The organism is Streptomyces sp. MAR4 CNX-425, from assembly GCF_048656465.1.
Lineage (GTDB): Bacteria > Actinomycetota > Actinomycetes > Streptomycetales > Streptomycetaceae > Streptomyces.
This window is the reverse complement of the sequence record NZ_JBMDLF010000004.1, coordinates 139,873-156,231: the sequence shown is the minus strand read 5'-3', so window position 1 is coordinate 156,231 and position 16,359 is coordinate 139,873. Positions and strand designations below refer to the sequence as shown.

General features: G+C 73.7%; 14 protein-coding genes. 3 read left to right on the top strand and 11 right to left on the bottom strand.

Going from position 1 to position 16,359, the window contains the following annotated elements:
- Nucleotides 1-39: 39 nt before the first annotated feature.
- Entirely contained in the window at nt 40-732 is a 693-nt protein-coding gene (locus ACHZ99_RS13750; protein WP_420304814.1) for a hypothetical protein, read from the top strand.
- A 66-nt stretch (nt 733-798) separates the two neighbouring features.
- On the opposite strand, the gene ACHZ99_RS13745 is transcribed toward ACHZ99_RS13750, so the two are convergent.
- The 3 genes from ACHZ99_RS13745 to ACHZ99_RS13735 all read right to left on the bottom strand — a co-directional run bounded on the left by ACHZ99_RS13745 (nt 799) and on the right by ACHZ99_RS13735 (nt 2,938).
- Nucleotides 799-1,383: a hypothetical protein gene (locus ACHZ99_RS13745; RefSeq protein ID WP_420304813.1), complete on the bottom strand. Its 585-nt coding sequence runs from the start codon at nt 1,381-1,383 to the stop codon at nt 799-801.
- Between the two features lie 145 nt (nt 1,384-1,528).
- Nucleotides 1,529-2,242, bottom strand: coding sequence for a ribonuclease HII (locus ACHZ99_RS13740; protein WP_420304812.1), 714 nt, complete (start codon nt 2,240-2,242; stop codon nt 1,529-1,531).
- Between the two features lie 57 nt (nt 2,243-2,299).
- Entirely contained in the window at nt 2,300-2,938 is a 639-nt protein-coding gene (locus ACHZ99_RS13735; protein ID WP_420304811.1) for a TetR/AcrR family transcriptional regulator, read from the bottom strand.
- Nucleotides 2,939-3,052: 114 nt separating this feature from the next.
- Between ACHZ99_RS13735 and ACHZ99_RS13730 the strand changes: the two genes are divergently transcribed.
- Entirely contained in the window at nt 3,053-4,600 is a 1,548-nt protein-coding gene (locus ACHZ99_RS13730) for an MFS transporter (protein WP_420304810.1), read from the top strand.
- 266 nt (nt 4,601-4,866) lie between these two features.
- Here the strand turns inward: ACHZ99_RS13730 and ACHZ99_RS13725 are convergent, their stop codons facing one another.
- The 4 genes from ACHZ99_RS13725 to nrdR all read right to left on the bottom strand — a co-directional run bounded on the left by ACHZ99_RS13725 (nt 4,867) and on the right by nrdR (nt 10,482).
- The gene (locus tag ACHZ99_RS13725; RefSeq protein ID WP_420304809.1) at nt 4,867-5,973 is read right to left on the bottom strand and encodes an ADP-ribosylglycohydrolase family protein; all 1,107 of its coding nucleotides are present in this window, start codon (nt 5,971-5,973) and stop codon (nt 4,867-4,869) included.
- A gap of 32 nt (nt 5,974-6,005) precedes the next feature.
- Nucleotides 6,006-6,611, bottom strand: coding sequence for a YdbC family protein (locus ACHZ99_RS13720; RefSeq protein WP_420304808.1), 606 nt, complete (start codon nt 6,609-6,611; stop codon nt 6,006-6,008).
- A 246-nt stretch (nt 6,612-6,857) separates the two neighbouring features.
- Nucleotides 6,858-9,740 carry a vitamin B12-dependent ribonucleotide reductase gene (locus tag ACHZ99_RS13715; protein WP_420304807.1) on the bottom strand — a complete coding sequence of 961 codons (2,883 nt, stop codon included), beginning with the start codon at nt 9,738-9,740 and terminating at the stop codon, nt 6,858-6,860.
- A gap of 148 nt (nt 9,741-9,888) precedes the next feature.
- Entirely contained in the window at nt 9,889-10,482 is a 594-nt protein-coding gene (gene nrdR / locus ACHZ99_RS13710) for a transcriptional regulator NrdR (protein ID WP_420304806.1), read from the bottom strand.
- Between the two features lie 509 nt (nt 10,483-10,991).
- Here nrdR and lexA point away from each other — a divergent pair.
- Nucleotides 10,992-11,783, top strand: a complete 792-nt coding sequence (gene lexA / locus ACHZ99_RS13705; RefSeq protein WP_420304805.1) for a transcriptional repressor LexA — start codon at nt 10,992-10,994, stop codon at nt 11,781-11,783.
- Between the two features lie 127 nt (nt 11,784-11,910).
- On the opposite strand, the gene recX is transcribed toward lexA, so the two are convergent.
- The 4 genes from recX to ACHZ99_RS13685 all read right to left on the bottom strand — a co-directional run bounded on the left by recX (nt 11,911) and on the right by ACHZ99_RS13685 (nt 16,282).
- Nucleotides 11,911-12,603 (bottom strand): recombination regulator RecX, encoded by a 693-nt coding sequence (recX, locus tag ACHZ99_RS13700; protein ID WP_420304804.1) that lies wholly within the window; start codon nt 12,601-12,603, stop codon nt 11,911-11,913.
- A gap of 3 nt (nt 12,604-12,606) precedes the next feature.
- On the bottom strand, nt 12,607-13,752 hold the full coding sequence (gene recA, locus ACHZ99_RS13695; protein ID WP_420304803.1) for a recombinase RecA: 1,146 nt from the start codon (nt 13,750-13,752) through the stop codon (nt 12,607-12,609).
- Nucleotides 13,753-13,955: 203 nt separating this feature from the next.
- Nucleotides 13,956-14,975, bottom strand: coding sequence for a TAXI family TRAP transporter solute-binding subunit (locus ACHZ99_RS13690; protein ID WP_420304802.1), 1,020 nt, complete (start codon nt 14,973-14,975; stop codon nt 13,956-13,958).
- A gap of 122 nt (nt 14,976-15,097) precedes the next feature.
- Entirely contained in the window at nt 15,098-16,282 is a 1,185-nt protein-coding gene (locus ACHZ99_RS13685) for a trypsin-like serine peptidase (protein WP_420304801.1), read from the bottom strand.
- Nucleotides 16,283-16,359: the final 77 nt, after the last annotated feature.

The window sequence follows — 16,359 nt, the reverse complement described above, 5'->3', positions numbered from 1 at the left end:
GCCGGTGCGCTCGTACGTCTCCAGCCCCAGGGAGGGCCCTTGGTCTTCGGTCCCGCCACCGGCGACACCGGTCCGTCCGGTCGCCTGCTCGAACCCGCCGAGTGGGCGGCGGCCGGGATTCCGCTGCTGCGCAACCCCCGCGAGATCGTCACCGGGCTGCACACCCGCCACCGGCCCGCGCCGGGGACGGCGGTGCTCGCCGTGCTCGACCCCGACGAGCGGCTGCGCGCGAGCGCTTCGGTGCCGCGCCGCGGGCCGGGCCGCCCGGAGGCCGCCGCGGACGGCTGGGACCTGCGCAACGCGCTGCTGGACCGGCTCCGCCGGGTCATCCCGCACGACCTGCGCCGCCGCTTCCCCGTCCGCACGGCCGTCCTGCTGAACTGCCGTACGGGGGACGCCGGCTGGACGGAGGAGGACGGCGCGTGGATGTGGGGGCTGCGGGACGCCTGCACGCTGCACGGGCTGCGCTGCGGGGCGTACATCACGCTCACCGGGGACGGCTGGCAGGTGCTGGGCGAGGGCCGCGGGGGGCGGCGGCCGTACGCGGACGGCCCGCCGGCGGACGCCGGGCCCGGCGCGCCCGCCGCCGCTGCCGGTGCGCAGGCCAGGACGGCTCCGGGTCCGCGGGCGCTGCCGCCGCCGGACGCCGTGCCGCGGGACGCGGAGACGCGGGGGGACGCGGATGCGGAGACCGGGGCGCGGCCGGAGCCGGACGTGTCCTGGGCGGTCTGAGGCGCCGCGCGGCGTCCCGCTGCGCCCCCTTCCGCCGCGCACCGTTCCGCGGACGGGGCAGGGGTCTCAGGCGGAGACGCCCAGGAGCCCGTTGATGTAGTCCGCGTCGCCGCAGAGGATCAGCAGGGCCGCCGCGCGCGTCATCGCCGCCGGCAGCGCGGCGGCCGTCGCCTCGTCGCCGCCGCCGTTGACGGCGACGACGACCACCGGCCGCCGTGCCAGCCGCGCCGACGACGCGGCGTCGGCGTAGAACACGTCGTCGCCCGCCGTCTCCTGCGCCCAGTAGCCGTCCTCGCCGAACGACAGCTCGTGCGCGGCCCACGGGTGCAGCTCGCCGGTGGTGAGGACGAGGATCTCGGCCGGTCCGCGGCCGGACTCCAGCAGCCGGTCCACGGCTTCGTCCGCGGCGTCCACGGCCCCGTCGGGCGTCGCGGGGATCAGTTGCAGCTGCGGTCCGGCAGCGGGCCTGCCCTGGCCACCGGAGGGCGCGGGACGGGCGCCGGGCGCGGTGGTGCCGGGGCCGCGGCCGCCGGGGCCGGAACGGGATCCGCCACCCGGCCGCACGGGTCGGGGGCCTGGGATGGGACGAGAGGGCGCACTGCGGCCCGGGACGCTCTCGTGGGTGGGAGAGTCCTCGGCAGGGAGAGGCATGGGCGCATGTCTATCAAACGGAGGTGACAACCACGTCAGCGGGTGGCCAACTGGCGGCCCCCGGAGCCCGCGGGACGCCGGGGGCCCGGCGTCCCGTACCCGCCGCCGCGGCGGGCGGAGGGCCCGAACTGCCGGGCCGCGCACGTCAGATGTCGAACCCCAGCTGCCCGGCGGCCTCCAGCTCCGCGGTCTCCGGGACGATCCGCGGCCGCTTGAGGTGCTGCCACTTGGCGAGGGCGTCCATGTACGCCCAGGAGACCCGGTGCTGGCCCGTCGGCCCGTGCTCCTCCAGCGCGGCGCGGTGCACGGGCGAGGGGTAGCCGGCGTTGTCGCCGAACGCGTACGGCTCGTACTCGGGCCGTTCGGCGCCCAGTTCGGCCATGTGGGCGTCGCGGTGGACCTTGGCGAGCACGGAGGCGGCGGCGACCGCGACGCACGACTGGTCGCCCTTGATCACTGTACGGACCCGCCAGGGCGGCCCGAGGTAGTCGTGCTTGCCGTCGAGGATGACCGCGTCCGGCCGTACGGGCAGCGCCGCGAGCGCCCGGCCCGCGGCGAGCCGCAGGCACGCCGTCATGCCCAGTTCGTCGATCTCCCGGGAAGAGGCGTGGCCCAGCGCGTGCGCGGTGACCCAGCCGGTGAGCTCGGCGGCCAGTTCCCCGCGCCGCTTGACCGTCAGGAGCTTGGAGTCGGTGAGCCCTTCGGGGGCGCGGCGCAGGCCGGTGACGGCCGCGCACACGGTGACGGGCCCGGCCCACGCACCCCTGCCGACCTCGTCGACGCCGGCGACGACCTTGGCGCCCGTGGTGGCGCGCAGGGAGCGCTCGACGCGGTGGGTGGGCGGCTCGTAGGGACTCACGAGGCCAGCTTACGACCCGCCTCCGGCCGCCTCACGGCCGCCCGGCGGGCGCTCCGGTCAGGGCGTGTGCAGCAGCGGCACCATCACCTGGTCGACGATCTCGTCCATGTCCTCGTCGCCGAGGTCGCGCCCGGTGGTCTTGTGCCGGTACATCATCATCGCCGGCAGCACGTCGAGCACCAGGTCCCCGTTCACCTCCGGCCGCACGTCCCCGCGCTCGACCCCGCGGCGCAGCAGCTCCGCTATCAGCTCCTTGCCCGGCTCGATGATCTGCCCCATGATCACCTCGTGGAACTGCTCCGCCTGCTCGCGGTCGCACTCGTCGAGCACGGCGCGCAGCGCCTGGCCGCCGCTGGAGTACATCCGGTCGCGGAGGGCCCGGCAGAACTCGGTGAGGTCGGCCCGCAGGCTGCCCCGGTCGGGCTGCGTCTCCAGCCGCGGGACCCCGGCCCGTAGCGCGTCCTCGACGAGCGCCGACTTGGACGACCACCGCCGGTAGACGGCGGCCTTCCCGGTCTGTGCGCGGGCGGCGACGCCTTCGATGGTCAGCCCCTTCCAGCCCGCGACGCCCAGCTGTTCCAGGGCGGCGTCCAGGATGGCGCGTTCGAGTACGTCGCCGCGGCGGCGCACGCCGCCCGCCTGGCTCTGGCTGGTTCCGGCGCACGCTCCGGCAGCGGTCCGGCGCGAACTACCCATATCGGTCTCTCCGTCAGCGGTCATAGTGAACGCTTGCGTTCCCTCTCGGGGACTCCTACGCTCAATCCATCAGTGAACGCTACCGTTCACTATTTCACATGTATGGGGAACATGGTGACAACCTCTCAACTAGCGAACGAGCCGGAGGCGGGCAAGGCTCCCCGTGGTGACCGGCGCAACATGGCGCTGCTCATCATCGCGGCCTGTCAGCTGATGGTCGTCCTCGACGTCACGATCGTGAACATCGCGCTGCCGCACATCCAGGACTCCCTGGACTTCTCGACGACCGGCCTGACCTGGGTCGTCAGCGCATACACCCTCACCTTCGGCGGCCTGCTCCTGCTCGGCGGCCGGGCCGGGGACATCCTCGGCCGGCGCCGCGTCTTCACCTTCGGCATCGCCCTGTTCATCGCCGCCTCGCTGCTCGGCGGCTTCGCCCAGGAGCCCTGGCAGCTGCTCGTGGCCCGGGCGCTCCAGGGCGCCGGCGGCGCCATCGCCTCGCCCACCTCGCTGGCGCTGGTCACCACCACGTTCCCCGAGGGCCCCGAGCGCAACCGGGCCTTCGGCGTCTTCGCGGCGGTCTCCGCGGGCGGCGGCGCCATCGGCCTGCTGGCCGGCGGCATGCTCACCGAATGGCTCGACTGGCGCTGGGTGCTCTTCGTCAACGTACCCATCGGCATCCTGATCATCGCCGCCGTCCCGCTGTACATCAACGAGTCCGAGCGGCGCCCCGGACGCTTCGACATCTCCGGCGCGCTGACGTCCACCCTCGGCATGGTCGCGCTCGTCTACGGGTTCATCCGCGCCGCCGAGGAGGGCTGGCGGGACGGCCTGACGATCGGCTCGTTCGTGGCGGCCGCCGTCCTGCTCGTGACGTTCGTCTTCGTCGAACGCAACGCGAAGGACCCCATCACGCCGCTGCACATGTTCGCCGACCGCAACCGCTCCGGCACGTACGTGATCATGCTGAGCCTGTCCGCGGCCATGTTCGGCATCTTCTTCTACCTGGTGCTGTTCGTGCAGAACGTCCTCGGCTACAGCCCCATCAAGGCGGGCGTGGCGTTCCTGCCGATCACCGTGGCCATCGTCGTCAGCGCGGGCATCGCGCAGAGGTTCCTGCCGGTGCTCGGGCCCAAGCCGTTCATGGTCGGCGGGTCGGCCATCACCGCGGTCGGCATGGGCTGGCTGGTGCTGCTGGACACCGACAGCACCTTCATGGGCGGGGTGTTCGGGCCCGAGGTCATCTTCGGCTTCGGCATGGGCATGAACTTCGTGACGCTCACCATCACCGCCGTCTCCGGCGTCGCGCAGCACCAGGCCGGCGCCGCCTCCGGCCTGCTCAACGCCACCCAGCAGGTCGGCGGTTCGCTCGGGCTGTCCATCCTGACCACCGTGTTCGGCACCGCCAGCAGGGAGGAGGCGGAGAAGCAGCTCCCGTCGTTCATGGCGGAGGCCACGCCGGAGCAGAAGGCGGTCCTGGAGAAAACCGGCGAGCTGCCGCCGCCGTGGGGCCAGGAGGTGCTCACCCAGGGCATGTCCCAGGGGTTCGTCGCCGGTACGGCCATGGTCGTGCTCGCCGTCGTCGTCGCCCTGGTGGCGATCAAGGTGCGCAAGAGCGACCTCGAAGCGCTGTCCGGCATGGCGGGACCGGGCGCCGGCTGACGCGGCGCTCCCGGAATCCGGTGGCCCCGCCGGTAGCGGGGCGGGGCCACCGGTGTGCCCCGTCCCGGACGGCGGCGTGCGCGAGGACGCGTACGAAGACGCGGCCGGTACGGACACCACCGGCCCGCCGGCGCACCCCGCGGGCTCCGCCCCCGGTACGTGCCGGGGAGGCTCCGCTCCGCACCCGGTCCTCCCCGCCGCGCCGCGGGCCCGCGCCGACGACGCGCGGGCCCGCGGCCGCGCGGTACCGGCGCGGCCGGGGACCGTCATGTCTCCGCGACCGCCGGAACCCACTCCGGCAGCGGCTCCGTGTCCCGTACCCACGCCGCGGGCGGCGCACCGGCCGCCGCGCCCGCGAACACGCCGCCGACGATCGCGCACGTGGTGTCCACGTCCCCGCCGGCCTGCGCCGTCGCCCAGAACGCGCCCGGGAAGTCGCCCAGGTGCCGGGCCGCCGACCAGAGGGCGAAGGGCACGGTGTCGTGCGCGCTGGTGCGGCGGCCGTTGCCCAGCACGGCGGCGACGGTGGCGACGTCGTCGTAGTCGAGCATGTCCCGCGCGCGGCGCAGGCCCTGGGCGACGGCGCTGCGCGGCACGAGTGCGATCACCCGGTCGAGCAGCGCGGCGCCGGCGGCCGGGCCGGCGGCGCCGGAGCCGAGAGTGCCGAGAGTGCCGGGGGCGCCGGGGGCGCCGACGCGGGCGCCGGCGGCCAGCGCCGCCGCGGCGGCCACCGCCATGCAGCCCGTGACGGCCTCGCGGTGCTGGTGGGTGACGTACGACGAGACCTCCGCCTGCCGCACCGCCTCTTCCACGTCCTCCGCGTACCAGGCGCCCAGCGGCGCCACCCGCATCGCCGCCCCGTTGCCCCAGGAGCCCTGCCCGTCGAAGAGGGCGGCGGCGAGCCGGCGCCAGTCCGCGCCCTCGCGCACCTGGCCCAGGATCCGGTTCACCGCCCGCCCGTAGCCGCGGGGCCCGCCGGCGTTCTGCCGGCCGGCGAACGACGCCGCCAGCGCGTCCTGATCGACGCGGCCGTGCGCGGCGAGCACCGCCACCACCGAGGACGCCATCTCCGTGTCGTCCGTCCAGCACCACGGCGCGGGCGGCAGCTCGCGGCGGGCCAGCAGCGGGTAGTTGCCGGGCTCGGAGTACCGGGAGCCGAGCGCGTCGCCGACCGCCAGCCCGCGCAGGCTCGCGAGGGCGCGCGCGAGGCGCGCGTCGGGCAGGCACGCGCCGCCCGTACGGTCGGGCGCGCCGGCGTCCCGGCCCGGTCCGGCCGGGGCGGACGCGGGGTCCTGGGCCGCGGCGGGCGACGGGTCCGGGGCCGGTGCCGCGGACGGGTCCGGCGGCGGGGCGGGGGCGTGGTCCGGAGTCATCTCGGGCACAGCGTAGCGGCCGGGCGCGCGGGTCAGACGGTCCAGGACGACTCCAGATCCACCACGTCCCCCGCCAGCGCCGCCACGTCCGCCGCGGTCTGCGCGCGCAGCGCCAGCCGCTCCACGCGCTCCTCGCGGTACTTGCCGTGCTCGGCCGCCGACGCCCACAGCGACAGCACCAGGAAGTCGCCCTCCTCCGACTGCCCCAGCACCCCCCGCAGCATGCCCGGCGACCCCGCCATCGCCGGATTCCACACCTTCTCCTGCATCAGTGTGAAGTGCTCCACGCGCTCCTCGTGCACGCGGCAGTGCGCGAGGCGCATCACGTCGGCGCCCTGGAAGCGCGGCTCGAACCCCAGCTTCACGTCCATCCGGTGCTCGAAGAGCCGCACCCGCATGTCCTTGAACGTCCCCAGCTGGGCCGCCGCGAGCCGGTCGTGCGAGCGCGCCATGAACGAGTCGTACAGCGCCCTGCTCTCCCAGAAGGCCACCAGGTGCACCACGCCCTCGCGCGCCCGGCTCCATCCCCCGCCCTGCCCGCGGAAACCCGGTTCTCCGGGCAGCCCCGCCCACTTCCGCTGCCCGCGCTCGAAACCCCGGCGGTCCACCACGGTGCAGCGAATCCACTTGACCAGCACCGCGCTATCGTACGGCCTGGCCCAGCGGCGATCACCGGCGTGCGCAGGCAAGTTCACGCCCCCGGCGCGCCGTTCAGCGCGGGGCGGACCGGCTCCGGTTCCGGGGAGGCCGAGGGCGCGGCCGCCTCCCCGGCCGCGGACGCGCCGGAGGGGACCGGCCGGTGGCCGGTCCCCTCCGGAACCTCGACGGTCAGCCGACCTCGCGGGGCCACGCCGCGCGCCGCGGCGGCGCGCCCCCGCCGGGAGTCAGCTGCAGCCGCTGGTCGAGCCGCAGCCCTCGCAGATGTAGCAGCTGCCCGCGCGCTGCATCTTCGTGCCGCACGAGAAGCACAGCGGCGCGTCGGCCTGGATGCCCATCTGCATCTCCACCAGCTCCGCCGAGGTGTGCGCCTCCTGCGGGGCCGGCTTCGCCTGCTCGACCGTCACCGGCGGGGCCGGGCGGGTGGCCGGCTCGCGGGGGGCCGACTGGGCCATGCCCTCGACGTCCAGCTCGTCGTCCGACGGCTCGTACGAACCCGTCTCCAGGTGGCGCTCGCGCTCCTCCGCGGAGTGGATGCCCAGCGCCGAGCGGGTCTCGAACGGCAGGAAGTCCAGCGCCAGCCGGCGGAAGATGTAGTCGACGATCGACTGCGCCATCCGCACGTCCGGGTCGTCCGTCATGCCCGCCGGCTCGAAGCGCATGTTCGTGAACTTCGAGACGTACGTCTCCAGCGGCACCCCGTACTGCAGGCCCACGGAGACCGCGATCGAGAAGGCGTCCATCATGCCCGCGAGGGTCGAGCCCTGCTTGGACATCTTCAGGAACACCTCGCCCAGCCCGTCGTCCGGGTAGGAGTTGGCGGTCATGTAGCCCTCGGCGCCGCCGACGGTGAAGGACGTGGTGATGCCGGGGCGGCCCTTGGGGAGGCGGCGGCGCACCGGGCGGTACTCGACGACCTTCTCCACGGCCTCGCGGATCGTCTCCTCCGCCTTGTCCGCGGCCTTGTCGGCCTCCTTCTTCTTCGCCGACAGCGGCTGGCCGACCTTCGAGCCCTCCACGTACACGGCGAGGGCCTTGACGCCCAGCTTCCAGCCCTGGAGGTAGATCTCCTCGACGTCCTCGACGGTGCTCGTCGCGGGCATGTTGACCGTCTTGGAGATGGCGCCGCTCAGGAACGGCTGCGTCGCCGCCATCATCCGCACGTGCCCCATCGGGGAGATGGAACGTTCCCCCATGGCGCAGTCGAAGATCTCGTAGTGCTCGGGCCGGAGGCTCGGGGCGTTCACGACGCTGCCGTGCTCGGCGATGTGCGCGACGACCGCCTCGATCTGCTCGTCCTGGTACCCCAGCCGCTTCAGCGCCATCGGCACCGTCTGGTTGACGATCTGCATCGAGCCGCCGCCGACGAGCTTCTTGAACTTCACCAGCGCCAGGTCCGGCTCGATGCCGGTGGTGTCGCACGACATCGCCAGCCCGATGGTCCCCGTGGGGGCCAGCACCGACGCCTGGGCGTTGCGGTAGCCGTGCTTGTCGCCGAGGCGGACCACGTCCTGCCAGGCCTCGGTGGCGGCGGCCCAGACGGGGGTGTCCAGGTCGTCCATCCGCTTGGCGGCGCCGTTGGCGTCCGCGTGCTGCCGCATGACGCGCTTGTGGGCGGCGGCGTTGCGGGCGTAGCCGTCGTACGCGCCGACGGCGGTGGCCAGGTGCGCCGAGCGCTTGTAGGCGGTGCCGGTCATCAGGGAGGTGATGGCGCCGGCGAGGGCGCGGCCGCCGTCGGAGTCGTAGGCGTGGCCGGTGGCCATGAGCAGGGCGCCGAGGTTGGCGTAGCCGATGCCGAGCTGGCGGAAGGCGCGGGTGTTCTCGCCGATCTTCCGGGTCGGGAAGTCGGCGAAGCAGATGGAGATGTCCATCGCCGTGATGACCAGCTCGACGACCTTGGCGAAGCGCTCCACCTCGAAGTTCTGCCGGCCGTCGGCGTCCTGCCGCAGGAACTTCATCAGGTTCAGCGAGGCGAGGTTGCACGAGGTGTTGTCCAGGTGCATGTACTCGCTGCACGGGTTGGAGGCGCTGATACGTCCCGACTCCGGCGCCGTGTGCCAGTGGTTGATGGTGTCGTCGTACTGGATGCCGGGGTCGGCGCAGGCCCACGCGGCCTCGGCCATCTGCCGGAACAGCTTCCTGGCGCCGACCTCCTCGATGACCTCGCCGGTCATCCGGGCCCGCAGGCCGAACTGCGCGTCGGTCTCGACGGCCTGCATGAAGTCGTCGGTGACGCGCACGGAGTTGTTGGCGTTCTGGTACTGCACGGAGGTGATGTCGTCGCCCCCGAGGTCCATGTCGAAGCCCGCGTCGCGCAGGGCGCGGATCTTCTCCTCCTCCTTGACCTTGGTCTCGATGAACGCCTCGATGTCGGGGTGGTCGACGTCGAGCACGACCATCTTCGCCGCCCGCCGGGTGGCGCCGCCGGACTTGATGGTGCCGGCGGAGGCGTCGGCGCCGCGCATGAAGGAGACGGGCCCGGAGGCGTTGCCGCCGGAGGACAGCAGTTCCTTGCTGGAGCGGATACGGGAGAGGTTGAGGCCGGCGCCGGAGCCGCCCTTGAAGATCATCCCCTCTTCCTTGTACCAGTCGAGGATCGACTCCATGGAGTCGTCGACGGAGAGGATGAAGCAGGCGCTGACCTGCTGGGGCTGCGGCGTGCCGACGTTGAACCACACCGGCGAGTTGAAGCTGAAGACCTGGTGCAGCAGGGCGTAGGCCAGCTCGTGCTCGAAGATCTCGGCGTCCGCGGGCGAGGCGAAGTACCTGTGGTCCTCGCCGGCCTTGCGGTAGGTCTTCACGATCCGGTCGATGACCTGCTTGAGGCTGGTCTCCCGCCGCGGGGTGCCCACCGCACCCCGGAAGTACTTGCTCGTGACGATGTTGACGGCGTTGGCCTCCCAGAACTCGGGAAACTCCACGCCGTGCTGCTCGAAGTTGACCGAACCGTCGCGCCAGTTGGTCATGACGACGTCACGGCGCGCCCACTCCACCTCGTCGTACGGGTGCATACCGGGGGTGGTGTGGATTCGCTCGATGCGCAGGCCCTTGTTCCCCTTGGCGCCGCCCTTGCGGGAACTGCGCGCCGGGCCGCTCGTCGTCTCTGTCATGCCGCCTCCCTCTACGGGCGTGAACGCCCTGGTGTGCCCGCGTCTTCCCGGGCACGGTTCCTGTTCTTGATCTGCTTGTTCCGCCGGGAGCCGGCGCGTCGCGCCGCGCCCCGGCCGGGTGTGGATGACGGGTGGCCCGCGGTGGGCGTCAGCCGGCCGCTCTGCCGGGTGACGGGACTCCGGGGGCCTCGCCGCGGCCGGGACTGCGGCCGGGGCCGGGCGCGCCGGGGTCGCCCGGCGCGGGAGGTGGGGCCTGGCCGTCCTGTCCGTCCGGGCCGCCGCTGTCGGCGGGGGGCCTGTCCGCGGTCCGCAACTGCGTGATGGCGTCGTCGAAGTCCGCAAGGGAGTCGAAGGCGCGGTAGACGGAGGCGAAGCGCAGGTAGGCGACGAGATCGAGGTCCTGCAGCGGGCCCAGTATGGCGAGCCCGACGTCGTGGCTGGAGACCTCGGCGCTGCCGGTGGCCCGGATCGCCTCCTCGACCCGCTGGCCGAGCTGGGCCAGCGCGTCCTCGGTGACGGGTCGGCCCTGGCACGCCTTGCGGACGCCGGTGATCACCTTGGCGCGGCTGAAGGGCTCGGTGACCCCGCTGCGCTTGATGACCATCAGGGACGCGGTCTCCACCGTGGTGAAGCGGCGCGAGCAGTCGGGGCACTGGCGGCGGCGGCGGATCGCGGCGCCGTCGTCCGTGGTGCGGCTGTCGACCACCCGGCTGTCGGGGTGCCTGCAGAAGGGGCAGTGCATCGTTCTCCCACCCTCCCCTTCTCGCGCACGGCACGTCGGTCCGGCGACCCCCCGCGGTTCGCCGGCGCAGACCCCAAGCATATGGGATGCCCTTCCGCTGAGCGGAAGGGGGACCACAACTTGTGGGCCGCTGACACCCATCTAACCACTAGATCTGGGGTTTGGCTGCCATTGAGGCCGGAGAGCGTGTTGCGGCGCCGCGGGACCGGGCGGAGATATCGGCAGCCTACGGGAGCGCGCCACCGGCGACACGGGTGGGGCGAGGGTGACAAACTGGACGGCGGCCGCGGGGACGGCCCTCCGGGGGACGGGCGGGCCGGGGCGGCACCCCCGCAGGGGGCGGGCCGGGACGGGCCGCGGGCGGCCGCCGGCCAGCGCACTACACCCACTTGATGGATCACGGTAGCGAAACCGAAATTTTTCACTCGAACGTGTGTTTGGCGCAACCTTTCGAAAGCAACTACCGTTGTCCTACGAGAGAGAGACCCGTGTCGAGAGGGGCCGCAGCCGTGACCACCACCGCAGACACCACCGCCATCGCCACCCACGAACGGCCCCCGCAAGGAGCCGAGCAGCAGCTCCCGCCGACGCCCGGGGACGGCCGCGAGGGCGACGGGCAGCCACCCAAGCGCTCCCTGCCGGGACGTCCGCCCGGCATCAGGGCCGACAGCTCGGGGCTCACCGAGCGGCAGCGCCGGGTCATCGAGGTCATCCGCGACTCGGTGCAGCGCCGGGGCTACCCTCCGTCGATGCGCGAGATCGGCCAGGCCGTGGGCCTCTCCTCCACCTCCTCCGTGGCGCACCAGCTGATGGCGCTGGAGCGCAAGGGCTTTCTGCGCCGGGACCCGCACCGGCCCCGGGCGTACGAGGTGCGGGGCGCGGAGACCCCCGCCGGCCAGGCCGCCGCCGACACCACGGGCAAGCCCGCCGCGTCGTACGTCCCCCTGGTCGGCCGGATCGCCGCCGGCGGGCCGATCCTCGCCGAGGAGTCCGTCGAGGACGTCTTCCCGCTGCCGCGGCAGCTCGTCGGCGACGGCGAGCTGTTCGTGCTCAAGGTCGTCGGTGACTCGATGATCGACGCGGCGATCTGCGACGGCGACTGGGTCGCGGTGCGGCGCCAGCCGGTCGCGGAGAACGGCGACATCGTCGCCGCGATGCTGGACGGCGAGGCCACGGTCAAGCGGTTCAAGCGCGAGGACGGCCACGTGTGGCTGCTGCCGCACAACGCCGCGTACCAGCCGATCCCGGGCGACGAGGCCACCATCCTCGGCAAGGTCGTCGCCGTCCTCCGCCGGGTCTGACGCCCCGGTACGGCACACCCGGCCCGGGCACCCGGCCCCGGGCCCGCCGCGCTCGGCGCGGCGTGGAGCAGCGCGAACCGGCCGCGGCGGCGGCCGGCCACGCGGACCGGCCCGCGTGCGCGCCGGCTCAGTCCTCCAGCAGGCCGTCCGTGTCCTCGCCCTCCGCCTCCAGCGCCTCGCGCACGACCCGGAGGGCCAGCCCTTCCCCGTACCCCCGGCGGGCCAGCACGCCCGCCAGGCGGCGGATGCGCCTGTCCCGGTCGAGGCCGCGAGTGGCGCGGAGCTTGCGGGCGACCAGCTCGCGGGCGGTCTCCTCCTCGGTGTCCGCGTCGAGCCGGCCCACCGCCTCGTCGACCACCGCGGCCGCCACGCCCCGGGTGCGCAGTTCGCGCGCGAGCGCGCGGCGGGCGAGGCCCCGGCCGTGGTGCCGGGACTCCACCCAGGCGCCCGCGAACGCCGCGTCGTCGATCAGCCCGGCCCCTTCCAGACGGTCCAGCACCGCCGCCGCCACCTCCGCGTCGACGTCCCGCTTGGCCAGCGCGTCCGCGAGCTGCCTGCGCGTCCGCGGCGAGCCGGTGAGCAGGCGCAGGCAGATCGCCCGGGCCCGCTCCTCCGGGCTCTGCGACGGCTCCCGGCCCCGCTCCCCGGCCGGTCCCCGACGGCCCCGTGACCGCCCGCGCCCCGCCCGCCGGGCGGCGCCGGGCGCCGTCTCCTCGGGGTCCACCGGATCCGGCGACTCCGCGGGGTCCTCCGGGCCGCCCCCGAACGGGGGGCGGCCATCGTCCTGGGGCGGCAGCGGCCAGTCGGTGCGCCGGACCACGGGTCAGCTCTTGGCCGCGGCCTTGGCCGCCTTCGCGGTCTTGGCCGGAGGCGGCACCGTCTTCTTCCCCGCCGGGGCGGCACCGTCCGCGGCCGCCGCCTCGGTGACGCCCGCCGCGTCCGCGGCGGCCGGCTCGCCGTCCGCGTTCTCCGGCTGCGGGCCGATTCCCAGCTTCTCCTTGATCCGCCTCTCGATCTCGTCCGCCAGGTCGGGGTTGTCCTTCAGGAACGTCCGGGCGTTCTCCTTGCCCTGGCCGAGCTGGTCGCCCTCGTGCGTGTACCACGCGCCGGACTTGCGGATGAAGCCGTGCTCCACGCCCATGTCGATCAGGCCGCCCTCGCGGCTGATGCCCTGCCCGTAGAGGATGTCGAACTCGGCCTGCTTGAAGGGCGGCGCGACCTTGTTCTTCACGACCTTGACGCGGGTGCGGTTGCCGACGGGCTCCGTGCCGTCCTTGAGCGTCTCGATGCGCCGGATGTCCAGGCGCACCGAGGCGTAGAACTTGAGCGCCTTGCCGCCGGTGGTGGTCTCGGGCGAGCCGAACATCACGCCGATCTTCTCGCGCAGCTGGTTGATGAAGATCGCGGTGGTCTTCGACTGGTTCAGCGCGCTGGTGATCTTCCGCAGGGCCTGGCTCATCAGCCGGGCCTGGAGGCCGACGTGCGAGTCGCCCATCTCGCCCTCGATCTCCGCGCGCGGCACGAGGGCCGCGACCGAGTCGATGACGATCAGGTCGAGCGCGCCGGAGCGGACCAGCATGTCCGCGATCTCCAGCGCCTGTTCGCCGTTGTCGGGCTGGGAGAGGATGAGCGAGTCGATGTCGACGCCGAGCTTCTTCGCGTACTCCGGGTCGAGGGCGTGCTCCGCGTCCACGAACGCCACCGTGCCGCCGGCCCGCTGGGCGTTGGCCACCGCGTGGAGCGTCAGGGTCGTCTTTCCGGAGGACTCCGGGCCGTACACCTCCACCACGCGGCCGCGCGGCAGCCCGCCCACGCCGAGCGCGACGTCGAGAGCGGTCGACCCGGTGGGGATGACTTCCACGGGCTCGTTCGGCCGCTCGCCGAGACGCATCACGGCACCCTTGCCGAATTGCCGTTCAATCTGGGCGAGTGCGGCGTCGAGCGCCTTCTCGCGGTCAGTCGCTGCCATGGGTTCCACCCGGGATGTCTGATTCGATCGCTTCACGTCAACGACGCTAGCGCCTGCCACTGACAACACGCCTCACGCCGGGGCCGGCCTGTGGAAAACCCGGCCGATCCCCCATGGGAATCGATGTTCGATTTTGGTGTCAACCCGAAGCACCCGCCACATCCGCACCCCGTGTGCCCCGGCGCCCCTTCCCGCTCCCGGCGCTACGGCTTCTCCTGCCGGTAGTAGCGCGCCGCCCCCTCGTGCAGCTCCAGCGGGTCGGTGAACACCGCGGTGCGCAGGTCGACCCGCTGCGCCGCGTGCACCACGCGGCCGATCCGGTCCCGGTCCCTTATCACCGTGCTCGTCACGCTCTCCGTCAGCCGCGGGTCCTCCTGCTCGGTGGTGACCAGCAGGTTCGCCACCGCGAGCGTCGGCACCGCGGTGTCCCGCTGCACCGTGGGGTAGGCGTCGGGCGGCATCACCGCGGCCCGGTAGTAGCGGGAGAGCTCGCCCTGGGCGTGCAGGGCTCCGAGCAGGCCGCCGAGCGGTACGAGCTTGATCCTGGCCCGGTCCGCCAGCCGCTCGACGGCCTCCGTGGGCAGCCCGCCCGACCAGAAGAAGGCGTCGATCTCCCGGTCGCGCAGCAGCTCCGGCAGCGAGTTCAGGCCCTTGCGCACCGCCGTGACGTCGTCGTCGAAGTCGAGGCCGGCCGCCGACAGCAGCCGCCGGGTGATCAGTTGGACACCGGAGCCGTCCTCGCCCACCCCCACCCGGAGGCCGCGCAGGTCGGCGGCGCGCCGGACGGGCGAGTCGCGCAGGACGACGAGTTGCACGTAGTCGTCGTAGAGCCGGGCCACCGCGCGCAGCCGCTGCCAGCCGGGCAGCCGGTCGCGCCGGTACGTGGCCACCGAGTCGGCGGCGGCGATGGCGAAGTCGGCCCGCCCCGCGGTGACCTTCCGCAGGTTGTCGACGGACCCCTCGCTGGGGTGCAGCCGGACGTCCAGGCCCGGCTCGTCCCGGGCGAGACCTTCGCGCAGCAGCCGGCCGTACTCCGCGTAGACGCCGGAGCGCACCCCCGTGGCGAAGACCACCTTCCCGTCCTGGTGTCCGTCGCCGCCCAGCGGCAGCAGCCACCACAGGAGCAGCCCGAGCACGGCCGCCGTCGCGACGGCGGCCCGCAGCGCCCGGCGCCGGCCGGGGCCGCCGGGGCGGTGGAGGAGGGACGGGAGCGAGGGACCCACGCGGCGATCCTGCCAAACCGGGGCACGCGACGGCCAGCGCGCCGGGCTCCCGCGGGGAGCCCGGCGCGCCGCCGGTCACCGTGCGCCGGGCGCCCTCGCGTCCGGCCGTACGAGGGCGGGGCTCAGCCGCCGCTCACCTGGTTGAAGACCTCCTCGGCCTCCTTGTCGAGCCGCGGCCCCGCCAGCCAGGTGGCCTGGAGCGGGCCGATGGACGTGACGGACACGAGCTGTTCCTCGCCGTCGTTCGTCGCGGTCCAGCCGCCGCCGGAGGAGCCGGCGGTCATGGTGCAGCCGATGCGGTACATGGTGGGCTGCGCCGCCTGGATCGACAGCCGGCCCGGCGCGTCGGTGCAGGAGTACATGCGCGCGCCGTCGTACGGCGCGGCCTGCGGGTAGCCGGTGGCGGTCACGTCACCCACGTCCTGCACGGCCGGCGCGTCGAACCAGACGGGCACGGCGGCGCCGACGGTCTCCTCAAGGGATTCGCTGCCGCCGTCCTTCGGCTGCACCTTCATCACGGCGAAGTCGTACGGGGCGCCCACGCCGCCCTGCGTCTTGCCCTGGGAGATCCACTCGTCGGTGGTGCGGGCCTCCTCGGCCCAGAACGTGCCCTGCGGCGCGATCTCCGCCTCCGTGGCCTGCTCGGCCTCCAGCTCGGCCAGGGTCTTGCCCTCGGGGTTGAAGGAGGGCACGAAGATGATGTTGCGCCACCAGCCGCCGTCGGCGCCCTTGTGCACGCAGTGGCCGGCGGTGGCGACCAGGTTGGACTTGCCCGGGTTGGCCGGGTCGGCGACCACGGTGCCGGAGCAGACCATCGGGCCCTCCGGGGTGTCGAAGAAGATCTTGCCCGAGGCCGGGTTCGACTCCGTGTACGGCGTGGCCGCCTCCGCGGCCTCCACCGGCTGCGGCTCCGGGTCGGTGACGCCCTGGTCCTCCGAGACGTCGTTCTCGTCGATCCGGGCCGGCGGCTGCTCCGCGTCCCACATCCGGTCCGCGTCCCACAGGTCCTCGATGATCGGGTTGATGAACTCGCGCGCGTCGCGCAGCCAGTCCTCCTCGGCCCACTCCTGCCAGCCGCCGTCCCGCCACTTGTCGAGGTCGAGATCCTTCAGCGAGTCCGGAAGCCCGTCGGGGAGCTTCAGCTCGTCGTTCTCGGGCGCCTGCGACTGCTGTTCCTGCTGCTTGTCGTCGGCGCCGACGTCGCTCTCGCCGTCCTCGCAGGCGCCCGCGGTCAGCGCCAGCGTGACGGCGAGCGCCGCCGCGGCCAGCGCGTTCCTCGGTATACGACGTTTCCCGTTGGCGGGCATGGATCGACTCCCCCAGTTTCTCGGCTCAGGTGTCCCTGCCGGACACGAGCCCCCACTATGCCGGTGCCGTGGTGGAC

What these genes read in the sequence shown, in the direction of transcription:
- recA (WP_420304803.1), bottom strand. Translation starts at nt 13,752, where the DNA reads ATGGCAGCGACTGACCGCGAGAAGGCGCTCGACGCCGCACTCGCCCAG.
- ACHZ99_RS13685 (WP_420304801.1), bottom strand. Translation starts at nt 16,282, where the DNA reads ATGCCCGCCAACGGGAAACGTCGTATACCGAGGAACGCGCTGGCCGCG.
- ACHZ99_RS13735 (WP_420304811.1), bottom strand. Translation starts at nt 2,938, where the DNA reads ATGGGTAGTTCGCGCCGGACCGCTGCCGGAGCGTGCGCCGGAACCAGC.
- ACHZ99_RS13715 (WP_420304807.1), bottom strand. Translation starts at nt 9,740, where the DNA reads ATGACAGAGACGACGAGCGGCCCGGCGCGCAGTTCCCGCAAGGGCGGC.
- ACHZ99_RS13725 (WP_420304809.1), bottom strand. Translation starts at nt 5,973, where the DNA reads ATGACTCCGGACCACGCCCCCGCCCCGCCGCCGGACCCGTCCGCGGCA.
- ACHZ99_RS13745 (WP_420304813.1), bottom strand. Translation starts at nt 1,383, where the DNA reads ATGCCTCTCCCTGCCGAGGACTCTCCCACCCACGAGAGCGTCCCGGGC.
- nrdR (WP_420304806.1), bottom strand. Translation starts at nt 10,482, where the DNA reads ATGCACTGCCCCTTCTGCAGGCACCCCGACAGCCGGGTGGTCGACAGC.